The sequence below is a fragment of the Bacillus sp. FSL K6-1284 genome (assembly GCF_038002625.1).
Classification (GTDB): domain Bacteria; phylum Bacillota; class Bacilli; order Bacillales; family Bacillaceae; genus Bacillus; species Bacillus paralicheniformis.
This window is the reverse complement of sequence record NZ_JBBOCW010000001.1, coordinates 4,267,658-4,285,319: the sequence shown is the minus strand read 5'-3', so window position 1 is coordinate 4,285,319 and position 17,662 is coordinate 4,267,658. Positions and strand designations below refer to the sequence as shown.

Below are 17,662 nucleotides of genomic sequence, written 5' to 3'. Positions count from 1 at the left end.
GCATGTTGTTTAATATCACGATCGGAGCACTCATCTTCGGTTATGCGGCATGGACGCTTATTAAATTTGTCAGACGAAGCCGGAAAGGAAAATGCGCCGCCTGTGAATTAAATCGTACGTGTCAATCGGCTTGTGATGATGTGAAAAACAGCTGAGGTGCTCAGCTGTTTTTTTGTTTTTTAGACTTGCATTTCACTCATCAAAGCGAGGGTATTTCCTTCGGTATCTTTAAAGAAGGCCATCCAGGTTTCCGTTTGCTCGATTTTCGCCGCCACATGCGGCTCTATTGGAAAAGAAACGCCTTTTGTAGCGATTTCATTATATACTGCCGGCAAATCTTCAACTTGAAAATAGATGACGGAGCTTGCATGAGCAAATTCATCTTTTTCCGGGAGACTGAGAAGAAGCCGCAGCCCGCCGCACTCAAAGAAAGCCATACGATCTGTCTGAAATAAAAGGGACAAGCCTAATACATCCTGATAAAATGCCGCAGCCCGTTCCAGGTCTTGAACCGGTACCCCAATTTGTCCCACCTTTTTAATTCCCATCATGATCCCTCCCTTTTTTGTCATTATTTTCATTTTGCGCAATTGATTCCAAAATATCTATTTTTCACTGTGTTTTTTGTTTCACGTGAAACAGCGGGGGCATGCGTGTTAAATCATTGTTTTCATGGATGTGTATTGTTAACATGGTTTCTGTTGGTTTAAATGGAAATGGTAGAGAGGAGGCGAACGTAATGAGTGAAAATCAAAAGGCTGAGCAGGAAAGAAAAGTTGGATATGAAGGGTTTGTGCTTCTTCTTTCACTCATCTTTATTTCCATCTTTATCAGGACCTCATACGAGATACCGAGCAATCTGTTACTGATCATTCTTTTTTTCATTGGCAGCGGCTATTATTCTATTAGGCTTGTGAGCAAAGGTCTGTTGAGAAAAAAGAGGGGACTTGGCTTTAAAGCCGGGTTGTTTGCCTTTGTCGTTTGGATGGCATTATCTTTTCTGTTTCATGACATTTCTTATCCATTTACTTTGGAAGGGTTATCATTTCAAATATTGATGTTTTTTCTTTTCTACATTCCTTTCTTTTTTATCTTTCAATTTGCTTTAAAGATTTCAAACATTCAAGAAAGAAAACAATAAAAAAAGCTGGAAATTCCAGCTTTTTCACTTATTCTCTTTCTCACGCTTCACCAGCATTTCCGTAATCAAATCAACCTGTTTGCTGACAGAGATCGGATCGTATGGGTAGAACGTGTCAAAGTCGTTGATAAAGACACGATTGTTTTTGACGGCGTCAAGGTTTTTCCAAATGGAAGACTGCTTGAGCTTGTCCAGCGTCTTGCTGTCGCCGTTCGGGTTATAGTCTGTTACAAACATGTAGTCGGCAGCATATTCAGGTACGACTTCCAAGGATAGTTCTTTGATGTCGCCTTTTTTGAAGATGTCTTTTTGAATCTTTTCAGGCGCTTTTAAGCCGAGCGCGTTGTACACGGCTTGGCCTCCGCGGCCGCCGTTGTCATTGAACACCCAGAATTGTCCTTTTTCTGTGTTTTCATAAATACCGAAAGTAGCCTTTTTGTCGACGACTTGAGCGATTTTTTTCCTTGCTGATTTCGATTTCTGTTCGAAATCAGCAAGGAATTGTTCAGCTTCTTCTTTAGCTCCTGCAATGTCGCCAAACATCTTAACGGTTTCCTGAACATTTTTCGCCGTATTATAAGGAATCACAACGGTCGGTGCGATTTTGGACAGTTTGTCGTAATTTTCATCGTTCATGACAACAATTAAATCAGGCTTCAGTTTCATGACTTTTTCCACATTAATTGGGTCGCCTAAATCTGTCACATCTTTCAGGCGGTCTTTTAAAAACGGATTGGAGAAAGACCACGAGCCGGAGCCGACGACATTGGCGCCGACCGTGAACAGTTCACCGGCATAAAAGTCTGTCACGATGCGCTTTGGATGTGTTGGAATGTCTACTTTTCCACGCGTTGATTGATATGTTCTTGTCGTTTCTTCAGACGCTTTTTCTTTGTTGCTGTTTGACGAATTGCCGCCTCCACAGGCGCTGATCACGATACACAACAGCATAACTAAACCGATTATCAATAAGTTCTTTTTCACTTGACCCTCCTGTTGATATAAAGCATATGAAATTATCTAAGTGATAATGATTCGCATTATCAATGTAAATATAGCAAATGAATCCCTCTTTCGTCTATCACTTTTTTTGCTAAGTATGATTAGTGCTGTTTTGGTTAATTTGTTACTATAAACAGAAAAAGGATTGATGAAGTATGGCAGAAACGAACCCGGTGATCAAAAAACTGCAGTTCAAGGATAATGGACAGCCTGTACTGATCGTGAATCCGCCAGAGGCATACAGCGGCATCATGGCTGAATTTCAAGGCCATGTCGATCATCAGGCCGAAGCTGACCGGTACGATTTTGTTCAGGTATTCGCAGCGACCAACGCAAAGTTGCAGGCTTTAGCTAAAGAGGCTGAGCGTCATCTGGCGGAAGACGGACTGTTTTGGCTTTGCTACCCGAAAAAATCTTCGAAAGTCTACAAAGGATCGGACTGCAGCCGCGACACAGTAGCCGGACTGCTTGCGGACCAAGGCTATGAACCGGTTCGGCAAATTGCAATAGATGAAGATTGGTCTGCGCTCAGGTTTCGCAAGACGGAAAACATTAAAACGATGAAGCGCAAATTTGCCGTGACGGAAAAAGGTAAACAGCGTACAGATCAAGAATGATCATATATGTCTCTTTTCAGAGAGGCAGATGATTCAGCTTGTGAACGAAAGTACACAAAAAAGAAATAATATTATGTTCAATGTTTCACAAACTTTTTGTATAATGAATCTAATCTTTTAAAATACCATAGAAAAGAGGTATGCAGTATGAAGAAATGGGCATTTGTATCAGACTTTGATGGGACGATTTCCAAACAGGATTTTTACTGGATGGTCATTGATAAATATTTTCCGGAAGGCCGTGAATTGTTCAAGAAGTGGAAGGCCGGAGAATTAAAAGATATCGAGTTTTTGGGAACTGTTTTTGCTTCAATTCATCAAAGCGAGCAAAAAATCATTGATGACATTCATTCCATACCAATTGATGAATATGTGCCAGACTTCATTCAGCATGTCCAGAAAAACGGCGGCGATTTCTACATTTTAAGCGCCGGCACGAATTATTACATTCATTATATTTTAAAGAAATACGGGATTACAGACGTTGAGGTCTTTTCAAATAAAGGCTTTTTTAAAGAAGACAATGTTCATTTGGACATTGATGAGAATCATTGGCATTACTCTGAGCGCTATGGGATTGATAAATCAAAGGTCATTCAGAAGCTGAAAGAAGAGTACGAGACGATTTATTTTGCAGGTGACAGTGAACCGGATTCCCACCCGGCTAAATTTGCGGATGTAACATTTGCAAAGGATGCGCTTCAGGATTTGCTTCGTCAGCAGGGGGTGCCATTTGTAGCCGTTGAAACATTTGAAGACATTGAACAGTATCTTAAAGAAAAAGGGCGGATCGTCTAATGCCGCGCCAGGTTACCAGCATAGCCATTCCCGCGGTTTTGGACATTAGTGAAGGCGTGCTTGGCCGATTGGATGAGATATTGAGAAAACATCAGTTTGACAAGGCGATCATGTTTTTTGACGATTTTTCCTATCAGCAGTATGAACACTCATTAAAAGCCGCCTTTCAACATGTCAAAGTAGAAGCTGTTTTGCTGCCGTCCAACCTGGACATACAGGAGCTTTTGAAGCAGGCATTTTCAATCGGGAATTACGATGTCATCATTGCCATGGGCGGCGGGTATGTTGTCGATTGCGGAAAATACATCGCTTTTTCCAAGCGGACCCCGTTCATCAGCATTCCGACGTCGGCATCCAATGACGGGTTTGCGAGCAGCAATTGCTCGCTTCAAGTCGAAGGAAAAAAAACAACTGTGCCGGCAAGGGTTCCGTATGGAATCATAGCTGATTTGAGTATCATTCAAAAAGCGCCGGAGCACTTTATTTTGGCGGGGATCGGCGATTTGATGTCCAATATTACGGCACTTTATGATTGGGAGTTTGAAGAGTGGCAAGGGGTCAGCGATGTAAATGCGTTTGCGTCCATGCTCAGCAAGAAAGCGGTCAACAGCTTTGTCCGTACACCGATGCAGGATATTAAACAGCCGATCTTTTTAAAAGAGCTTGTCAGCTCTTTGACAATGGGAGGCATCGCCACGGAAATCAGCGGAAACAGCGCGCCGATCAGCGGTTCTGAGCACCTGATTTCCCATGCGTTGGACAAAATTGCGGAAAAACCGCAGATGCACGGCATTCAAGTCGGGGTAGCCACCTACATCATGGCTCATGTACAGGATCACCGGGCTGAGCGGATTGAAAAGGTGTTTACGAGAACAGGCTTTTTTCAATATGTGAAAACACTGAATCTGAACAAAGATGAGTTTCGCGAAGCGATCAATTTGTCGCACACTGTCAAGCCGAACCGCTATACGTACTTGCATGAAGCCGGCTATCGCGAAAAAGCGCTTCGCATCCTTGATGAAGATCCGATTCTGCAGGAAATATTTTAAGCAGGCCAAGCGGCTCGAAAAACGCCTTATTTGCTGTAAGGCGTTTTTTCCGTGGGCATCAGACGAAAATGACGGGGAAAAGCTGTGATACAATAAAGAAGGTATGGGTCATAAGTACGATGTTAGGGCTCGATTCTGATCAGGGAGAGTGTAAAATGTACAAACTAATCGCGATAGATATGGATGGAACATTGTTGAATGATCTTCATGAAGTAACAGAGGAAGTTCGGAATGCCCTGCATGCTGCAAAAAAGCAAGGCGTCAAAATCGTTCTCTGCACGGGCCGTCCTCTCGGCGGTGTAAGCCGCTATCTGGAAGAACTGAATCTAAATGAAGACGGCGATTATGTCATCGCCTATAACGGAGCGCTCGTTCAAAATACGCACACTCAAGAAGTCGTGTCAGAGCTGACACTGGGCTATGATGATGTGAAATCGTTATATGAGCTTAGCCAAAAGCTTGATACGCCGATGCATTTTTTTGATTCTGCTTATTTATATACGCCAAACCGGGAAATCAGCCCGTATACTGTTCACGAATCATACGTCACCAAAGTGCCGCTCCGGTTCCGGGCGATCGAAGAAATCCCGAAAGACCTTCTCGCGCCAAAGGCGATGTACATTGATGAACCGGAAAAGCTGGATCGGACGATCGCAGCAATACCGGAAGACGTCAAGGAACGTTATACAATGGTGAAAAGCTCGCCGTTCTTTTATGAAATTCTTCACCCTGCGGCAAGTAAAGGAAATGCCGTTCAGCAGCTTGCCGACATATTAGGCATCGCGCAAGAAGAAGTGATCTGTATTGGAGACAACGGAAACGACATGTCGATGATCGAATGGGCTGGATGCGGAGTCGCCATGGGGAATGCGATCCCTGAGGTAAAAGCTTCGGCCGATTATGAAACGCGTACGAATAACGAAAACGGCGTTGCTCACGCCATTCATGAGCTTGTATTGTCCAAATGAAAAAGCCGGTCCTTCGAAAGGCCGGCTTTTACCTATTTGCGGCGCCATGCTTCAATCCGCCAAATATGAGTCACCCAGTCTTCATAAAAAGACGGTTCATGGGAAACGAGCAAAATCGTTCCCTTGTAGTCGCAGAGCGCTTGCTTTAACGCACGCTTTGCTGATGTGTCAAGATGGTTTGTCGGTTCATCAAGAACAAGCAGATTGCTGTTTGAAAGCATCAGTTCCGCCAGCCGGACCTTTGCCTGTTCACCGCCGCTTAGCGTAGCAAGGGGCTGGCTGATATGCTTTGGCGTCAAACCGGATATCGCGAGCGTCTGCCTGATGTCTTTTTCCGATAGATCAGGAAAGAACGCCCGCAATTTTTCAAGCGGTGTATGATGAGAAGCCGGACTTTCCTGTCTGAAATAGGCCGCCTGTAAATGCTGTCCTGCTGTGACGGTGCCGCTAAGAGGCTTGAGATCACCGAGCAGCGTTTTAATGAGCGTCGATTTTCCGGCGCCGTTTTCTCCGGTAATGGCGATTTTATCGCCCCGTTTTACGGTCAGAGAAAGAGGCTTAAATAATGGAACGGTGTAGCCCGCCTCAAGATTTTCCGTTTTGAGTACGGTCATCGCCGGATTTCGCCCCGTTTTAAATGAAAAGCTGGGGACATAAGAATCTGTCGGTTTTTCGATTCGCTTGATTTTGCTTAATGCTTTCTCCCTGCTTTTGGCCTGCTTCGCCTTTCGGACCCTGTTCCGGTCGATAAACCCCTCTAGCTTTTTAATTTCCCTGTGTTGTTTGGCGTATGCGGCTTCAGCCTGTGCCCTGCTTTGCACATATTCCTTCAGAAAATATTGATAGCTGCCGGAGTACCGTTTGATCGTTTGATGCTCCAGATGGAATGTCACCGTCGTGATCTCATTTAAGAAGTGTTCGTCATGTGAGATCACGAGAAAGGCGTGCTTATAGTTTTTCAAATACCCCGTCAGCCACTCAATATGGGCCGCATCCAAATAGTTGGTCGGCTCATCCAACAGGAGCACATCAGGTTCTTCAAGCAGCAGTTTGGCCAACAGGAGCTTCGTACGCTGCCCGCCGCTTAAAGCCGCGACATCCTGATCAAGCCCGATTTCCGTAAAGCCGAGGCCTTGAGCGGCATCCTCAATTTTCGTTCCGATTTGGTAAAATCCTGAACTCTCCAGTTCGGATTGGAGCTCTCCGTATCTTTTCAAAATGGCCTCCAGATTGTCTTCGGCGTCGGCCATTTTTTCGGCAAGCCGATTCAGTTGCTTTTCGATTTCAAACAGCCGGTCGTACGCTTGCTCCATGTACTGAAGGATGGTTGTGCCTTTCGTCAGCTTGGCATGCTGTTCAAGAAAGCCGGCCCGAATGTTTGGCTGCCATTCAATGTTTCCGTGATCGGGCAGAAGGCTGCCTGTCAAAATCCGCAGCAATGTCGATTTTCCGGCTCCGTTTGCACCGACAAGGCCGGCGTGTTCGCCTTTCAGCAGGCGGAACCCGGCGTCTTGAAAGATAATACGGTCTCCATATATATGGGTCAGATTCGTGACATGAACAATACTCATGGTGATTCTCTCCTTCAGGCTTATTTTTTTTGAAAAAACAAGCCATCAAAAGAGAACAGCGTGAAGCCTCGCTATCCTGTCCGGCAAAAAAAACGGGTAAGGCAAACTACACCTTACCCGCTACATATTTAAAATACAGCAAGAAAGGATGTCAAATCATATCAAACTGTTCCCGAGATGGCTTGTCTAAAAAAGGGCAGACTTCTCCCGTCTTTAAGCCAATTCTCTTTTAAGAACAGTTGATAAGATTTTCATTCCTTTCCACCTCGTTTTGGTCAAATTTACCTTCACCACACATTATATGAAGCGGAGTGCCGGTTGTCAAACCGCTGCCATATGAATTGACATCGTGCAGGCAGTGTGTTATTTAATTTGTGAACAGAATCGAACGATATATGTATATCATATGAGCAAAAGAGGAGAGAGACAGATGGCTAAAAAAGAATTTAAAGCAGAATCCAAGAGATTGCTGGACATCATGATCAACTCGATTTATTCCCAAAAGGAAGTCTTTTTAAGGGAGCTGATATCCAATGCGAGCGATGCCATCGATAAAATCTACTACAAAGCGCTGACAGACGATTCACTGACGTTTAACAAAGATGATTACTACATAAAAATCTCCGCAGACAAAGAAAACAGAACGCTGACGATTGCGGACACCGGGATCGGCATGACGAAAGAAGAGCTTGAAGAACATCTTGGAACCATTGCCAAGAGCGGCTCGCTTGCGTTTAAACAAGAAAACGAATTAAAAGACGGGCACGATATTATCGGCCAGTTCGGCGTCGGTTTCTACGCCGCTTTTATGGTTGCGGACACCGTCACCGTCATGACAAAAGCCCATGGCAGCGATGAAGCGTATCAATGGGAATCAGCGGGGGCCGACGGCTATACGATCGAACCGGCTGCGAAAGAATCAGCGGGAACCGATGTCATTTTGAAGCTGAAAGAAAATACAGACGACGAAAACTATGATGAATACTTGGATGTTCATCGCTTAAAAGCGATCATCAAAACATATTCTGATTTCATCCGCTATCCGATCAAGATGGATGTCACCGTTAACAAGCCGAAAGAAGACGCTGAAAATGAATTTGAAGAAGTTCAGGAAGAACAGACAGTCAACAGCATGGTGCCGATTTGGCGAAAAAACAAAAGCGAACTGAAAGATGAAGATTACGAGGCGTTTTATACGGAAAAGCGTTACGGTTTTGACAAGCCGCTCGCTCACGTCCATACAAGCGTGGACGGCGCAGTGAGATATCATGCGATTTTATTCATCCCTGAAAATATTCCGTTCAACTACTACACGAAGGAATTTGAGAAGGGTCTTGAACTGTATTCGAACGGTGTGCTGATCATGGAAAAGTGTCCGGACCTGCTGCCTGACCACTTCAGCTTTGTCAAAGGAATGGTCGATTCAGAAGACTTATCGCTCAACATTTCGAGGGAGATGCTCCAGCATGACAGGCAGCTGAAGCTGATTGCCAAAAACATCAGCAAAAAAATCAAGAATGAGCTGAAAAGCTTGCTGAAAAATGACAGAGAAAAATACGAGTCTTTTTATCAATCGTTTGGCAGACAGCTTAAATTTGGGGTATACAATGATTTTGGAGCTCATAAAGATATGCTGAAAGACCTGCTGCTTTTCTATTCATCAAAAGAGAAAAAGCTGGTCACCCTTGATGAATATGTATCCAGAATGCCTGAAGATCAAAAATACATTTACTATGCGTCAGGCGACTCGTATGACCGAATTGAAAAGCTTCCTCAAACCGAGCTGGTTTCGGAAAAAGGGTATGAAATCCTTTATTTCACCGAGGACATCGATGAGTTCGCCATCAAAATGCTGGCGAATTATCAAGAAAAAGAATTCAAGTCGGTATCCAGCGGCGACCTCGGAATCGAAAACGATGATGAGCAAAATCAATCAGACGGGGACGACAGCCAATACAAAGACCTTTTTGAAGAGATGAAAAAGACCCTGGATGGAAAAGTGAAAAGCGTAAGGGCGTCAAAACGGCTGAAGACACACTCTGTATGCCTTGCCGCTGACGGAGAAGTCACCATCGAGATGGAGAAAATCTTAAACGCAATGCCTGACAACCAGCACGTAAAGGCTGATAAAGCATTGGAAATCAATACAAATCACGAAGTCTTCAAAACACTGCAGGATGCTTTTGAAAACGACAAAGATAAATTCAAGCTGTACACCGGCATCCTGTACAACCAGGCGCTGCTGATAGAAGGCTTGCCAATCGAAGACCCCGTTGAATTTACGAATGATATATGCAAAGTGATGGCATAAAAATAAAAAAGATACATCTCAGCTTTAGGCGAGATGTATCTTTTTTTGATGTTAATGTTTCACAACTTCCTGTCCCCGCACATTCCATGTCATCGCAAAGATGAGTGCTGCGATTGCACATGAAGCGGTTAAGAGCGTAAAGCCCGCATTCCAGCCGGATGCATCGACGATAACACCCATCAGCGCATTTGCCGTCAAGGTTCCGCCCAGGTATCCGAACAGACCCGTCAATCCTGCAGCCGTACCTGCCGCTTTTTTCGGAACAAAGTCAAGTGCCTGAAGACCGATCAGCATAACTGGACCGTAAATGAGGAATCCGATCGCGATCAATGATGCCATGTCGATCATCGGATTGCCGGCTGGATTGAACCAGTATACAAGCACCGCGATCAAAACACCTACCATAAAGACAAAGCCTGCCGGTCCGCGGCGCCCTTTAAACCATTTGTCAGAGATCCAGCCGCAAAGCAATGTCCCCGGAATCCCCGCCCATTCATACAGAAAATAAGCGACACTTGATTTGCTCATATCAAAGCCTTTTTCTTCGCTTAAATAGGTTGGCGCCCAATCCAGAACGCCGTAGCGGACGAAGTACACGAAAATGTTGGCAAGTGCGATCGCCCACACCCATTTATTATTTAATACATATTTAAAGAGGATTTCTTTCGTTGATAATTCCGTTTCAAATGTTTTCTTCGACTTGCTTGAATAATCGTTGCGGTATTCCTCGATTGGAGGCAGTCCGACAGACTGCGGCGTATCCCGGATCAGCCAGTAAGAAATGACGGCAACGGCGATGGCGACCAAGGCGGGCAAAATAAATACGCCTTCATAGCCTGTAGCAGATCCCGTAATGCCTGAGAAGATGGCGACGCCGGCAACGGCTATAGGCGCCATCAGTCCCCCGCCGACATTGTGGGCGACATTCCATATGGCTGTTTTATTTCCTCTTTCGCTGACGCTGAACCAGTGGACAAGGACGCGTCCTGACGGCGGCCATCCCATGCCTTGGAACCAGCCGTTTAAGAACAGCATGATAAACATAATGGCGATTGATGAGGTGAAGAAAGGAACAAACCCCATCAACAAGCTGATGACAGCGGAAAGGATCAAACCGGCGGGCAGGAACATCCGCGGATTGCTCCGGTCTGATATCGTGGCCATCACGAACTTGCTCAGCCCGTAAGAGATGGATAGAGCGGATAAGGCAAAGCCGAGCGCCGACTTTGAAAATCCCTCTTCGATTAAATAAGGCATGGCAAGCGAGAAATTTTTGCGAATTAAATAGTATGCCGCATAACCGATGAAGATGCCGAGAAAAACTTGCAGTCTGAATTTCTTATATTCCGAATCAATTTGATCGTCCGGCATCCGCTCAATTGGCGGTGCTGGTTTAAACAGTTTTAACATGGTATACCCCTTCTTTATTCATTTACTTCTTTTCACGCAAAACATCGCGCAGCCGGTCCGGAAAGTTGGTGAACATTCCGGTCGCTCCCCAATCGAGCAGCCGCTTCATATCTTCTTTTTCATTCACGGTATAAGGATGGACCAGCATGCCGGTGCTTCGAATTTTTTGCACGTATGCCCGGTCAATGCGGTCAAAGTTCATGCCGAGTCCGACGCTGTAAGATTGATATTGTTTTAATTCGGCGTCAGTAATGGCAGCCGGTTTGTCGTACCATAATAATTGCACAAGCGGAATGTTTGGATTAGCGTTATGAATGATTTGTAAGCTTTCAGGACTAAAAGATTGAATGATGACTTTGCTTGAATGAATGTTTGCCCCGGTCAGTTTGTATTGCTTCAGAATGTCCAGGAGCTTTTCTTCCATATGATCATAGTCTTCCGGTGATTTTGTTTCGATATAGTAGCGCGCGCTTCTCCCGAATGTTTGGATGATTTCTTCCAGGGTAGGCACTTTCAGCCCAACGTACTCCGTTTTTGCCCGCTCAGGATATGCTTCGTTAAACCAGGAGCCTGCATCAAGCTGTTTGATTTCTTTCAGCGTATAGTCTTTGACAAAACCCGTACCATTGGTCGTGCGATCCAATGTCTCATCGTGCATGGCGACCAAATGTCCGTCTTTTGTCATTTGAAGATCGATTTCTATGTAATCGCCTTTCATTTTTTGCCCAAGCTTATAAGCCAAAAGCGTATGTTCGGGAGCATGACCCGATGCGCCGCGGTGTGCGACATTTAATAGCTGACTCGGATTGAGCTGCGGCTGGGAATGGCTTGCGGCCTCCGCATGCCCGCTGAGTCCAAAACCGGCGGCAACGATTGCAGCTGTTATAAGGAAGATGCTGCGGACAAGTTTTTTCATCAAATGATTTCCCCTTTCAAGTCGGTATGCAGAATGTTGGTTTCCGGTTTTTTTTCGCCTCCTTATGTGACGAATAAAAAGAGAGATCCACAAAAAAACCCCTGGCACAAGAGGGTCTTATTGTGAATCTCCCATTCTCCGTCACTTGTATTAACTTCTTTCCTATCATACCAAAAATGGAAGCGCTGTCAATATGATTTTAAAAATAAAGAAACCTATCTTTTAAGATAGGTTTCCTGATCATTTAGCGGGCGAACAGCCGGTCGATGAAATCAATGTCCTCTTGAGACAGATTGACTTCTGCCGTTTTGAGGTTGTCGATCAGCTGATCTGCGCGTTTGGCGCCCGGGATCAACACATCGATTTCAGGTCTTGCCAAGTACCAGGCCAACACGATATGGGCGATGTCAACATTGTGTTTTTCCGCGATCGGCGCAAGCTGGTTCACTTTTCTAATGTTTTCTTTGAAGCGTTCGCCTTGGAAGTTTTCCATTTCTCTTCTCAGGTCGCCTTCCGGGAACGTTGTATCTTCGCTGTATTTTCCGGCGAGCAATCCGGAGACAAGCGGGAAGTAAGGAACAAATGAGATGTTATGCTCCTGTGTATACGGGAAGAATGTCGCCTCAGCTTCCCTGTTCAGCAAGTTGTATTCGCCTTGGAGCACATCCACCAATCCGTCTTTGTTCGCTTCTTTCAGCTGCTCAAGCGAAAAGTTGGATACCCCGATCGCTCTGATTTTGCCTTCCTGCTTCAGTTCATGGAGCGCTTGAACCGCTTCGTCTTTCGGCGTGTTCTCATCAGGGAAATGGATATAGAAAAGGTCGATGTAGTCAGTTTGCAGACGCTTCAGACTTTCTTCAACGGACTTTTTCAAAAATGCAGGGGAGTTGTCAAAGACAAAATCGTCGCCTTCTTTCTTATGGGCGGCTTTTGTCGCAATCACGACATCCTCGCGGTTGAATTCTTTGAGGACTTCGCCGATTAATTCTTCGGAACGGCCGATGCCGTATATGTAGGCGGTATCTAAAAATGTGACGCCGTTTCTGATCGCTTCCCGCACCAATTCTTTTCCCGTTTCTTCATTGAGATTCGGATAAAGGTTATGTCCTCCGACGGCATTGGTTCCCAAACCAATCGGGAATACGTACAAATCTGATTTGCCAACTTTAACTTTTTTCATTGGATTCCCCTCCTGAAATGATATGTTGATCAATAAACTTGGCCGGCCGCTTGGATACAGCCGGTCAAGGGTGTCCACTTCAACTATACATGTTTTGCCAAATGGATTTCAATGTTGCGCTCTTTACAGTACTCGTGATATTCCTCATCCAGCGCCTGAGATGTGACGATCGCGTGTAATCTGTCAAACGGCGCGTACGTCAGCAAGGTCGACTTCCCGAATTTGGAATGGTCGGCCAGCAAGTATACTTGTTTTGCTTTTTCGGATATTTTCTTTTTAATTTCATATTCAAGCAGATCGGAGTTCGTCAGTCCATGGGTAAGTGTTGCTCCTGTTGCCGACATGAAAGCTTTATTAATATTATATTTATCCAATGTTCCCGGATCATCCATGCCGACGAAAGACTGCGTTTTCCGTTTATAGTTGCTGCCGATGATGATCAAGTTTATATTTTGCATCGCGGCAGCAGCGTTGATAATGTCGAGGCTGTTCGTTAAAACGGTTACATTTTTATTTGGATCAAGAGTTTCCAATATGGATTGGGTCGTTGTGCCGGAATCGATAAAGATCAGGTCATGGTCTTCAATAAAGCGTGAAGCGTAGTGCGCGATTTTCATCTTGGCATCCTTGTTTTGAATGGTTCTGTTTTCAAATGGGATTAAGGCCGTTTTTTCGATCGCCGTTACGCCGCCGTAGACTTTTTTTATGACTCCTTTCTCGGTCAGCTTGTTAATGTCGCGTCTGACCGTGTTTTTGGAAACATTAAAGACCTGGCAAAGCTCATCAAGTGAAACGGTGCCATTGGTCAAAATATATTCTTCCATTTCTTTGATCCGCATTAACTTCATACCAAGTATCTCCTTCTAGTATATTTGGATAAATATATATAATAAATCCAAAAGTTAACCAATAATTGCTTAAAAAATGATAACATTGGTGGCTGTTTTTTGCAAGATTTGTCCTGTTTCTTTTTATTATACAATGTTTTTCTAAATCATTTTAAGGTTTTCTATAAATCTTACAAAAGAAAAATTTAATGATTTTGATTGACTTATGGGTAAGACCGGATTAGAATATAACCAAGAAGTGACCAAAACGTGATAAAGTTGAGAAATTTCTGAGTGTAAACGTTTTATTGCGTTGCGGTTCTTTTGATAAAATCATCGTTCTATTCATTAATTTCTTTTGTAAGCGTTTAATTCCTGTTTTTTGCGAAAATCCGTTATGCACTGAAGAGCCGTTCGGCATTCATACATAATGGCTGGAACCTGCCCCATCTGTACCAGGAGATGTTTAATATTCAAGGAGGTTATAAGAATGGCAGAAATCAGAAAGTTAAGAAACTATATTAATGGAGAATGGGTTGAAAGCAAAACCGACAAATACGAAGATGTAGTCAATCCTGCGACGAAAGAAGTGCTTTGCCAGGTGCCGATTTCGACGCGCGAGGATATCGAATACGCAGCGCAAACAGCGGCTGAAGCGTTTAAGACATGGTCAAAAGTAGCCGTTCCGCGCCGGGCAAGAATTCTATTTAACTTTCAGCAGCTTTTGACTCAGCATAAAGAGGAGCTCGCCCACCTCATCACGATTGAAAACGGAAAAAACACGAAAGAAGCGTTGGGCGAAGTTGGACGCGGCATCGAGAATGTCGAGTTTGCAGCTGGAGCACCATCCCTGATGATGGGAGATTCACTTGCTTCAATTGCAACCGATGTTGAAGCGGCGAACTACCGTTACCCGATCGGAGTCGTCGGCGGAATTGCCCCATTTAACTTCCCGATGATGGTACCGTGCTGGATGTTCCCGATGGCCATTGCGTTAGGAAACACATTTATTCTGAAACCTTCCGAGCGGACGCCGCTCCTGACGGAAAAGCTTGTTGAACTGTTTGAAAAAGCCGGACTTCCTAAAGGGGTCTTCAATGTCGTATACGGTGCGCATGATGTAGTAAACGGCATTCTCGAACACCCGGAAATTAAAGCGATTTCATTCGTCGGTTCAAAACCGGTCGGAGAATATGTCTATAAAAAAGGAAGCGAAAACCTGAAACGCGTTCAATCGCTGACAGGCGCTAAAAACCACACCATCGTTCTGAACGATGCCAATCTTGAAGACACGGTAACAAATATTATCGGCGCTGCTTTCGGATCTGCCGGCGAACGCTGTATGGCATGTGCAGTAGTGACGGTTGAGGAAGGGATCGCAGATGAATTCATGGAGAAATTGGTTCAGAAAGCATCTGAAGTCAAAATCGGAAACGGACTTGACGACGGTGTATTCCTCGGACCTGTCATTCGCGAAGACAACAAGAAACGCACACTCGGCTATATACAAAAAGGAGTTGAAGAGGGTGCGAGACTTGTCTGCGACGGACGTGAAAATGTGACAGATGAAGGCTATTTCGTCGGCCCGACAATCTTTGACAATGTCACAACTGATATGACGATCTGGAAAGACGAGATTTTTGCTCCTGTATTGTCAGTCATCCGTGTGAAGAACTTGAAAGAAGCGGTTGACATCGCCAACCAATCCGAATTTGCAAACGGCGCATGTTTGTTCACATCGAATTCGAATGCGATCCGCTATTTCCGTGAAAACATTGATGCGGGAATGCTCGGTATCAACTTGGGCGTACCGGCTCCGATGGCATTCTTCCCGTTCTCAGGATGGAAGTCTTCGTTCTTTGGCACATTGCATGCGAACGGAAAAGACAGCGTCGATTTCTATACGCGCAAAAAGGTCGTCACTGCAAGATATCCGGCGCCTGACTTCAATTAATTGTGAAAAAACCGAGCGGCGCGGTTCCCGCGCTGTTCGGATCATGTTTCAAGTTTGAAAAGGAGGCTTTATCCATGAGTCATTTGTTGCGCAAGCCGCAGGCGAATGAGCTGTCACAAGGCGTGAAGCTTGTACACGAAGTGAAAAAATCGAATTCGGATCTCAGTTATGTCGAGTTTAAAGTCCTTGATCTCGCACCGGGATCCAGCTATGAAGAATCGCTGAGCAAACAAGAATGCTGCATCGTCGCGCTTACCGGAAAGATTACCGTAACCGATCATGAACAGACATTTGAAAATATCGGCACGAGAGAAAGCGTTTTCGAAAGAAAGCCGACCGACAGCGTGTATGTGTCAAATGACCGCAAGTTCGGCATTACCGCGGTTACAGAGGCAAGAGTTGCCCTGTGCTATTCCCCTTCTGAAAATCAGCTGCCGACGAAACTGATCAAAGCTGAAGACAACGGTATTGAAAACCGCGGGAAATTCAGCAATAAACGAACCGTTCATAACATACTTCCGGATTCAGATCCTTCAGCGAACAGCCTTTTAGTCGTCGAAGTCTACACTGAAAGCGGAAACTGGTCCAGCTATCCGCCGCACAAGCATGATCAAGACAACCTGCCTGAAGAGTCCTTTTTAGAAGAAACATACTACCATGAACTTGACCCACAGCAAGGCTTTGTATTTCAGCGCGTCTACACAGATGACCGTTCTATCGACGAGACGATGACTGTTGAAAATGGAAACGTTGTCATCGTGCCGGCCGGATACCATCCTGTCGGGGTGCCTGACGGATACACATCCTATTATTTAAACGTGATGGCAGGGCCGACGCGGAAATGGAAGTTTCATAACGACCCTGACCATGAATGGATTTTGGAACGCTAACAATAAGGCAAGGAGAGGCTGTTGAAGATGAGGTATACGTTTAATGAAGAGAAAGAATTTGACATTGTAGCGATCGGCCGCGCATGCATCGATTTAAACGCAGTCGAATACAACAGACCGATGGAGCAGACGATGACATTTTCAAAATATGTCGGCGGCTCCCCGGCTAATATTGCAATCGGCAGTTCCAAATTAGGATTGAAGACTGGCTTTATCGGCAAGATTCCGGATGACCAGCACGGCAGATTCATCGAAACCTATATGAGAAATACGGGTGTCGATACGTCACAAATGGCGGTCGATAAAGACGGACATAAAGCGGGGCTTGCTTTCACAGAAATTTTAAGCCCTGAAGAATGCAGCATTTTAATGTACAGGGATGATGTTGCAGATCTTTACCTTGCCCCTTCTGAAGTGAACGAAGACTATATTGCAAAATCGAAGATGCTTCTTGTGTCAGGTACGGCGCTGGCTAAAAGCCCTTCCCGCGAAGCGGTGCTGAAAGCCGTGCAGCTGGCGAAAAAGCATCAAGTGAAAGTGGTCTTTGAGCTTGACTATCGTCCATATACGTGGACATCTGCGGAGGAAACGTCCGTTTACTATACGCTTGTTGCCGAACAATCAGACATTGTCATCGGAACGCGTGATGAGTTTGATGTAATGGAAAATAAGAGCGGCGGCAGCAATGAAGAATCTGTTCAGCATTTGTTTGCACATTCCGCAGATCTTGTCGTTATCAAGCACGGTGTCGAAGGTTCATATGCATACAGCAAATCCGGAGACATCTTCCGGGCGAAAGCATACAAAACGAAGGTCTTAAAAACGTTTGGAGCGGGGGATTCATACGCTTCCGCTTTCCTCTACGGACTCGTTTCAGGCAAAGATATTGAAACTGCGCTGAAATACGGAAGCGCTTCCGCATCCATTGTTGTTTCCAAGCACAGCTCATCTGAAGCGATGCCGACAGTCGCCGAGATTGAAGAGCTTATCGCGGCTCAGTCTTAAATGAAGAATATGAATAAAGGTGG

17 protein-coding genes are annotated in these 17,662 nt (G+C 45.0%); 10 read left to right on the top strand and 7 right to left on the bottom strand.

Annotated features, from left to right (window positions below; all coding sequences use genetic code 11):
• The first annotated feature begins 2 nt into the window (after positions 1 to 2).
• Positions 3 to 155 (top strand): FeoB-associated Cys-rich membrane protein, encoded by a 153-nt coding sequence (locus MHB72_RS21780; protein WP_026580385.1) that lies wholly within the window; start codon positions 3 to 5, stop codon positions 153 to 155.
• A gap of 24 nt (positions 156 to 179) precedes the next feature.
• Here the strand turns inward: MHB72_RS21780 and MHB72_RS21775 are convergent, their stop codons facing one another.
• Positions 180 to 548 (bottom strand): VOC family protein, encoded by a 369-nt coding sequence (locus MHB72_RS21775; protein WP_023856866.1) that lies wholly within the window; start codon positions 546 to 548, stop codon positions 180 to 182.
• Positions 549 to 739: 191 nt separating this feature from the next.
• On the opposite strand from MHB72_RS21775, the gene MHB72_RS21770 reads away from it, so the two are divergent.
• Entirely contained in the window at positions 740 to 1,141 is a 402-nt protein-coding gene (locus tag MHB72_RS21770; RefSeq protein ID WP_216919665.1) for a hypothetical protein, read from the top strand.
• Positions 1,142 to 1,165: 24 nt separating this feature from the next.
• Here the strand turns inward: MHB72_RS21770 and MHB72_RS21765 are convergent, their stop codons facing one another.
• Positions 1,166 to 2,125: an iron-hydroxamate ABC transporter substrate-binding protein gene (locus MHB72_RS21765; RefSeq protein ID WP_144497503.1), complete on the bottom strand. Its 960-nt coding sequence runs from the start codon at positions 2,123 to 2,125 to the stop codon at positions 1,166 to 1,168.
• Positions 2,126 to 2,298: 173 nt separating this feature from the next.
• Here MHB72_RS21765 and MHB72_RS21760 point away from each other — a divergent pair, with 173 nt between their 5' ends.
• From MHB72_RS21760 to yidA, 4 genes are all read left to right on the top strand, one after another.
• Positions 2,299 to 2,760 carry a hypothetical protein gene (locus tag MHB72_RS21760; protein WP_026580382.1) on the top strand — a complete coding sequence of 154 codons (462 nt, stop codon included), beginning with the start codon at positions 2,299 to 2,301 and terminating at the stop codon, positions 2,758 to 2,760.
• Positions 2,761 to 2,907: 147 nt separating this feature from the next.
• On the top strand, positions 2,908 to 3,558 hold the full coding sequence (locus MHB72_RS21755) for an MtnX-like HAD-IB family phosphatase (protein WP_020453556.1): 651 nt from the start codon (positions 2,908 to 2,910) through the stop codon (positions 3,556 to 3,558).
• Entirely contained in the window at positions 3,558 to 4,607 is a 1,050-nt protein-coding gene (locus MHB72_RS21750; protein WP_026580381.1) for an iron-containing alcohol dehydrogenase family protein, read from the top strand. The genes MHB72_RS21755 and MHB72_RS21750 overlap by 1 nt, the downstream gene beginning before the upstream one ends.
• Positions 4,608 to 4,762: 155 nt before the next feature.
• Positions 4,763 to 5,575, top strand: coding sequence for a sugar-phosphatase (gene yidA / locus MHB72_RS21745; protein WP_026580380.1), 813 nt, complete (start codon positions 4,763 to 4,765; stop codon positions 5,573 to 5,575).
• A 32-nt stretch (positions 5,576 to 5,607) separates the two neighbouring features.
• On the opposite strand, the gene MHB72_RS21740 is transcribed toward yidA, so the two are convergent.
• Positions 5,608 to 7,146, bottom strand: coding sequence for an ABC-F family ATP-binding cassette domain-containing protein (locus MHB72_RS21740; protein WP_020453553.1), 1,539 nt, complete (start codon positions 7,144 to 7,146; stop codon positions 5,608 to 5,610).
• 430 nt (positions 7,147 to 7,576) lie between these two features.
• Here MHB72_RS21740 and htpG point away from each other — a divergent pair, with 430 nt between their 5' ends.
• Positions 7,577 to 9,457 carry a molecular chaperone HtpG gene (htpG, locus tag MHB72_RS21735; RefSeq protein WP_023856871.1) on the top strand — a complete coding sequence of 627 codons (1,881 nt, stop codon included), beginning with the start codon at positions 7,577 to 7,579 and terminating at the stop codon, positions 9,455 to 9,457.
• 51 nt (positions 9,458 to 9,508) lie between these two features.
• Here the strand turns inward: htpG and glpT are convergent, their stop codons facing one another.
• The 4 genes from glpT to MHB72_RS21715 all read right to left on the bottom strand — a co-directional run bounded on the left by glpT (position 9,509) and on the right by MHB72_RS21715 (position 13,811).
• A complete protein-coding gene (glpT, locus tag MHB72_RS21730) occupies positions 9,509 to 10,867 on the bottom strand; it encodes a glycerol-3-phosphate transporter (RefSeq protein WP_020453551.1) in 1,359 nt (452 codons plus the stop codon).
• 22 nt (positions 10,868 to 10,889) lie between these two features.
• Positions 10,890 to 11,783: a glycerophosphodiester phosphodiesterase gene (locus MHB72_RS21725; protein WP_020453550.1), complete on the bottom strand. Its 894-nt coding sequence runs from the start codon at positions 11,781 to 11,783 to the stop codon at positions 10,890 to 10,892.
• A 244-nt stretch (positions 11,784 to 12,027) separates the two neighbouring features.
• Positions 12,028 to 12,963, bottom strand: coding sequence for an aldo/keto reductase (locus MHB72_RS21720; RefSeq protein ID WP_216919121.1), 936 nt, complete (start codon positions 12,961 to 12,963; stop codon positions 12,028 to 12,030).
• 83 nt (positions 12,964 to 13,046) lie between these two features.
• Positions 13,047 to 13,811 carry a DeoR/GlpR family DNA-binding transcription regulator gene (locus MHB72_RS21715; protein ID WP_025810534.1) on the bottom strand — a complete coding sequence of 255 codons (765 nt, stop codon included), beginning with the start codon at positions 13,809 to 13,811 and terminating at the stop codon, positions 13,047 to 13,049.
• 469 nt (positions 13,812 to 14,280) lie between these two features.
• On the opposite strand from MHB72_RS21715, the gene iolA reads away from it, so the two are divergent.
• The 3 genes from iolA to iolC all read left to right on the top strand — a co-directional run bounded on the left by iolA (position 14,281) and on the right by iolC (position 17,639).
• Positions 14,281 to 15,744 (top strand): methylmalonate-semialdehyde dehydrogenase, encoded by a 1,464-nt coding sequence (gene iolA, locus MHB72_RS21710; protein ID WP_020453547.1) that lies wholly within the window; start codon positions 14,281 to 14,283, stop codon positions 15,742 to 15,744.
• A 74-nt stretch (positions 15,745 to 15,818) separates the two neighbouring features.
• The gene (iolB, locus tag MHB72_RS21705; protein ID WP_020453546.1) at positions 15,819 to 16,634 is read left to right on the top strand and encodes a 5-deoxy-glucuronate isomerase; all 816 of its coding nucleotides are present in this window, start codon (positions 15,819 to 15,821) and stop codon (positions 16,632 to 16,634) included.
• Positions 16,635 to 16,661: 27 nt separating this feature from the next.
• Positions 16,662 to 17,639: a 5-dehydro-2-deoxygluconokinase gene (gene iolC, locus MHB72_RS21700; protein WP_025810535.1), complete on the top strand. Its 978-nt coding sequence runs from the start codon at positions 16,662 to 16,664 to the stop codon at positions 17,637 to 17,639.
• The last annotated feature ends 23 nt before the right edge of the window (positions 17,640 to 17,662 follow it).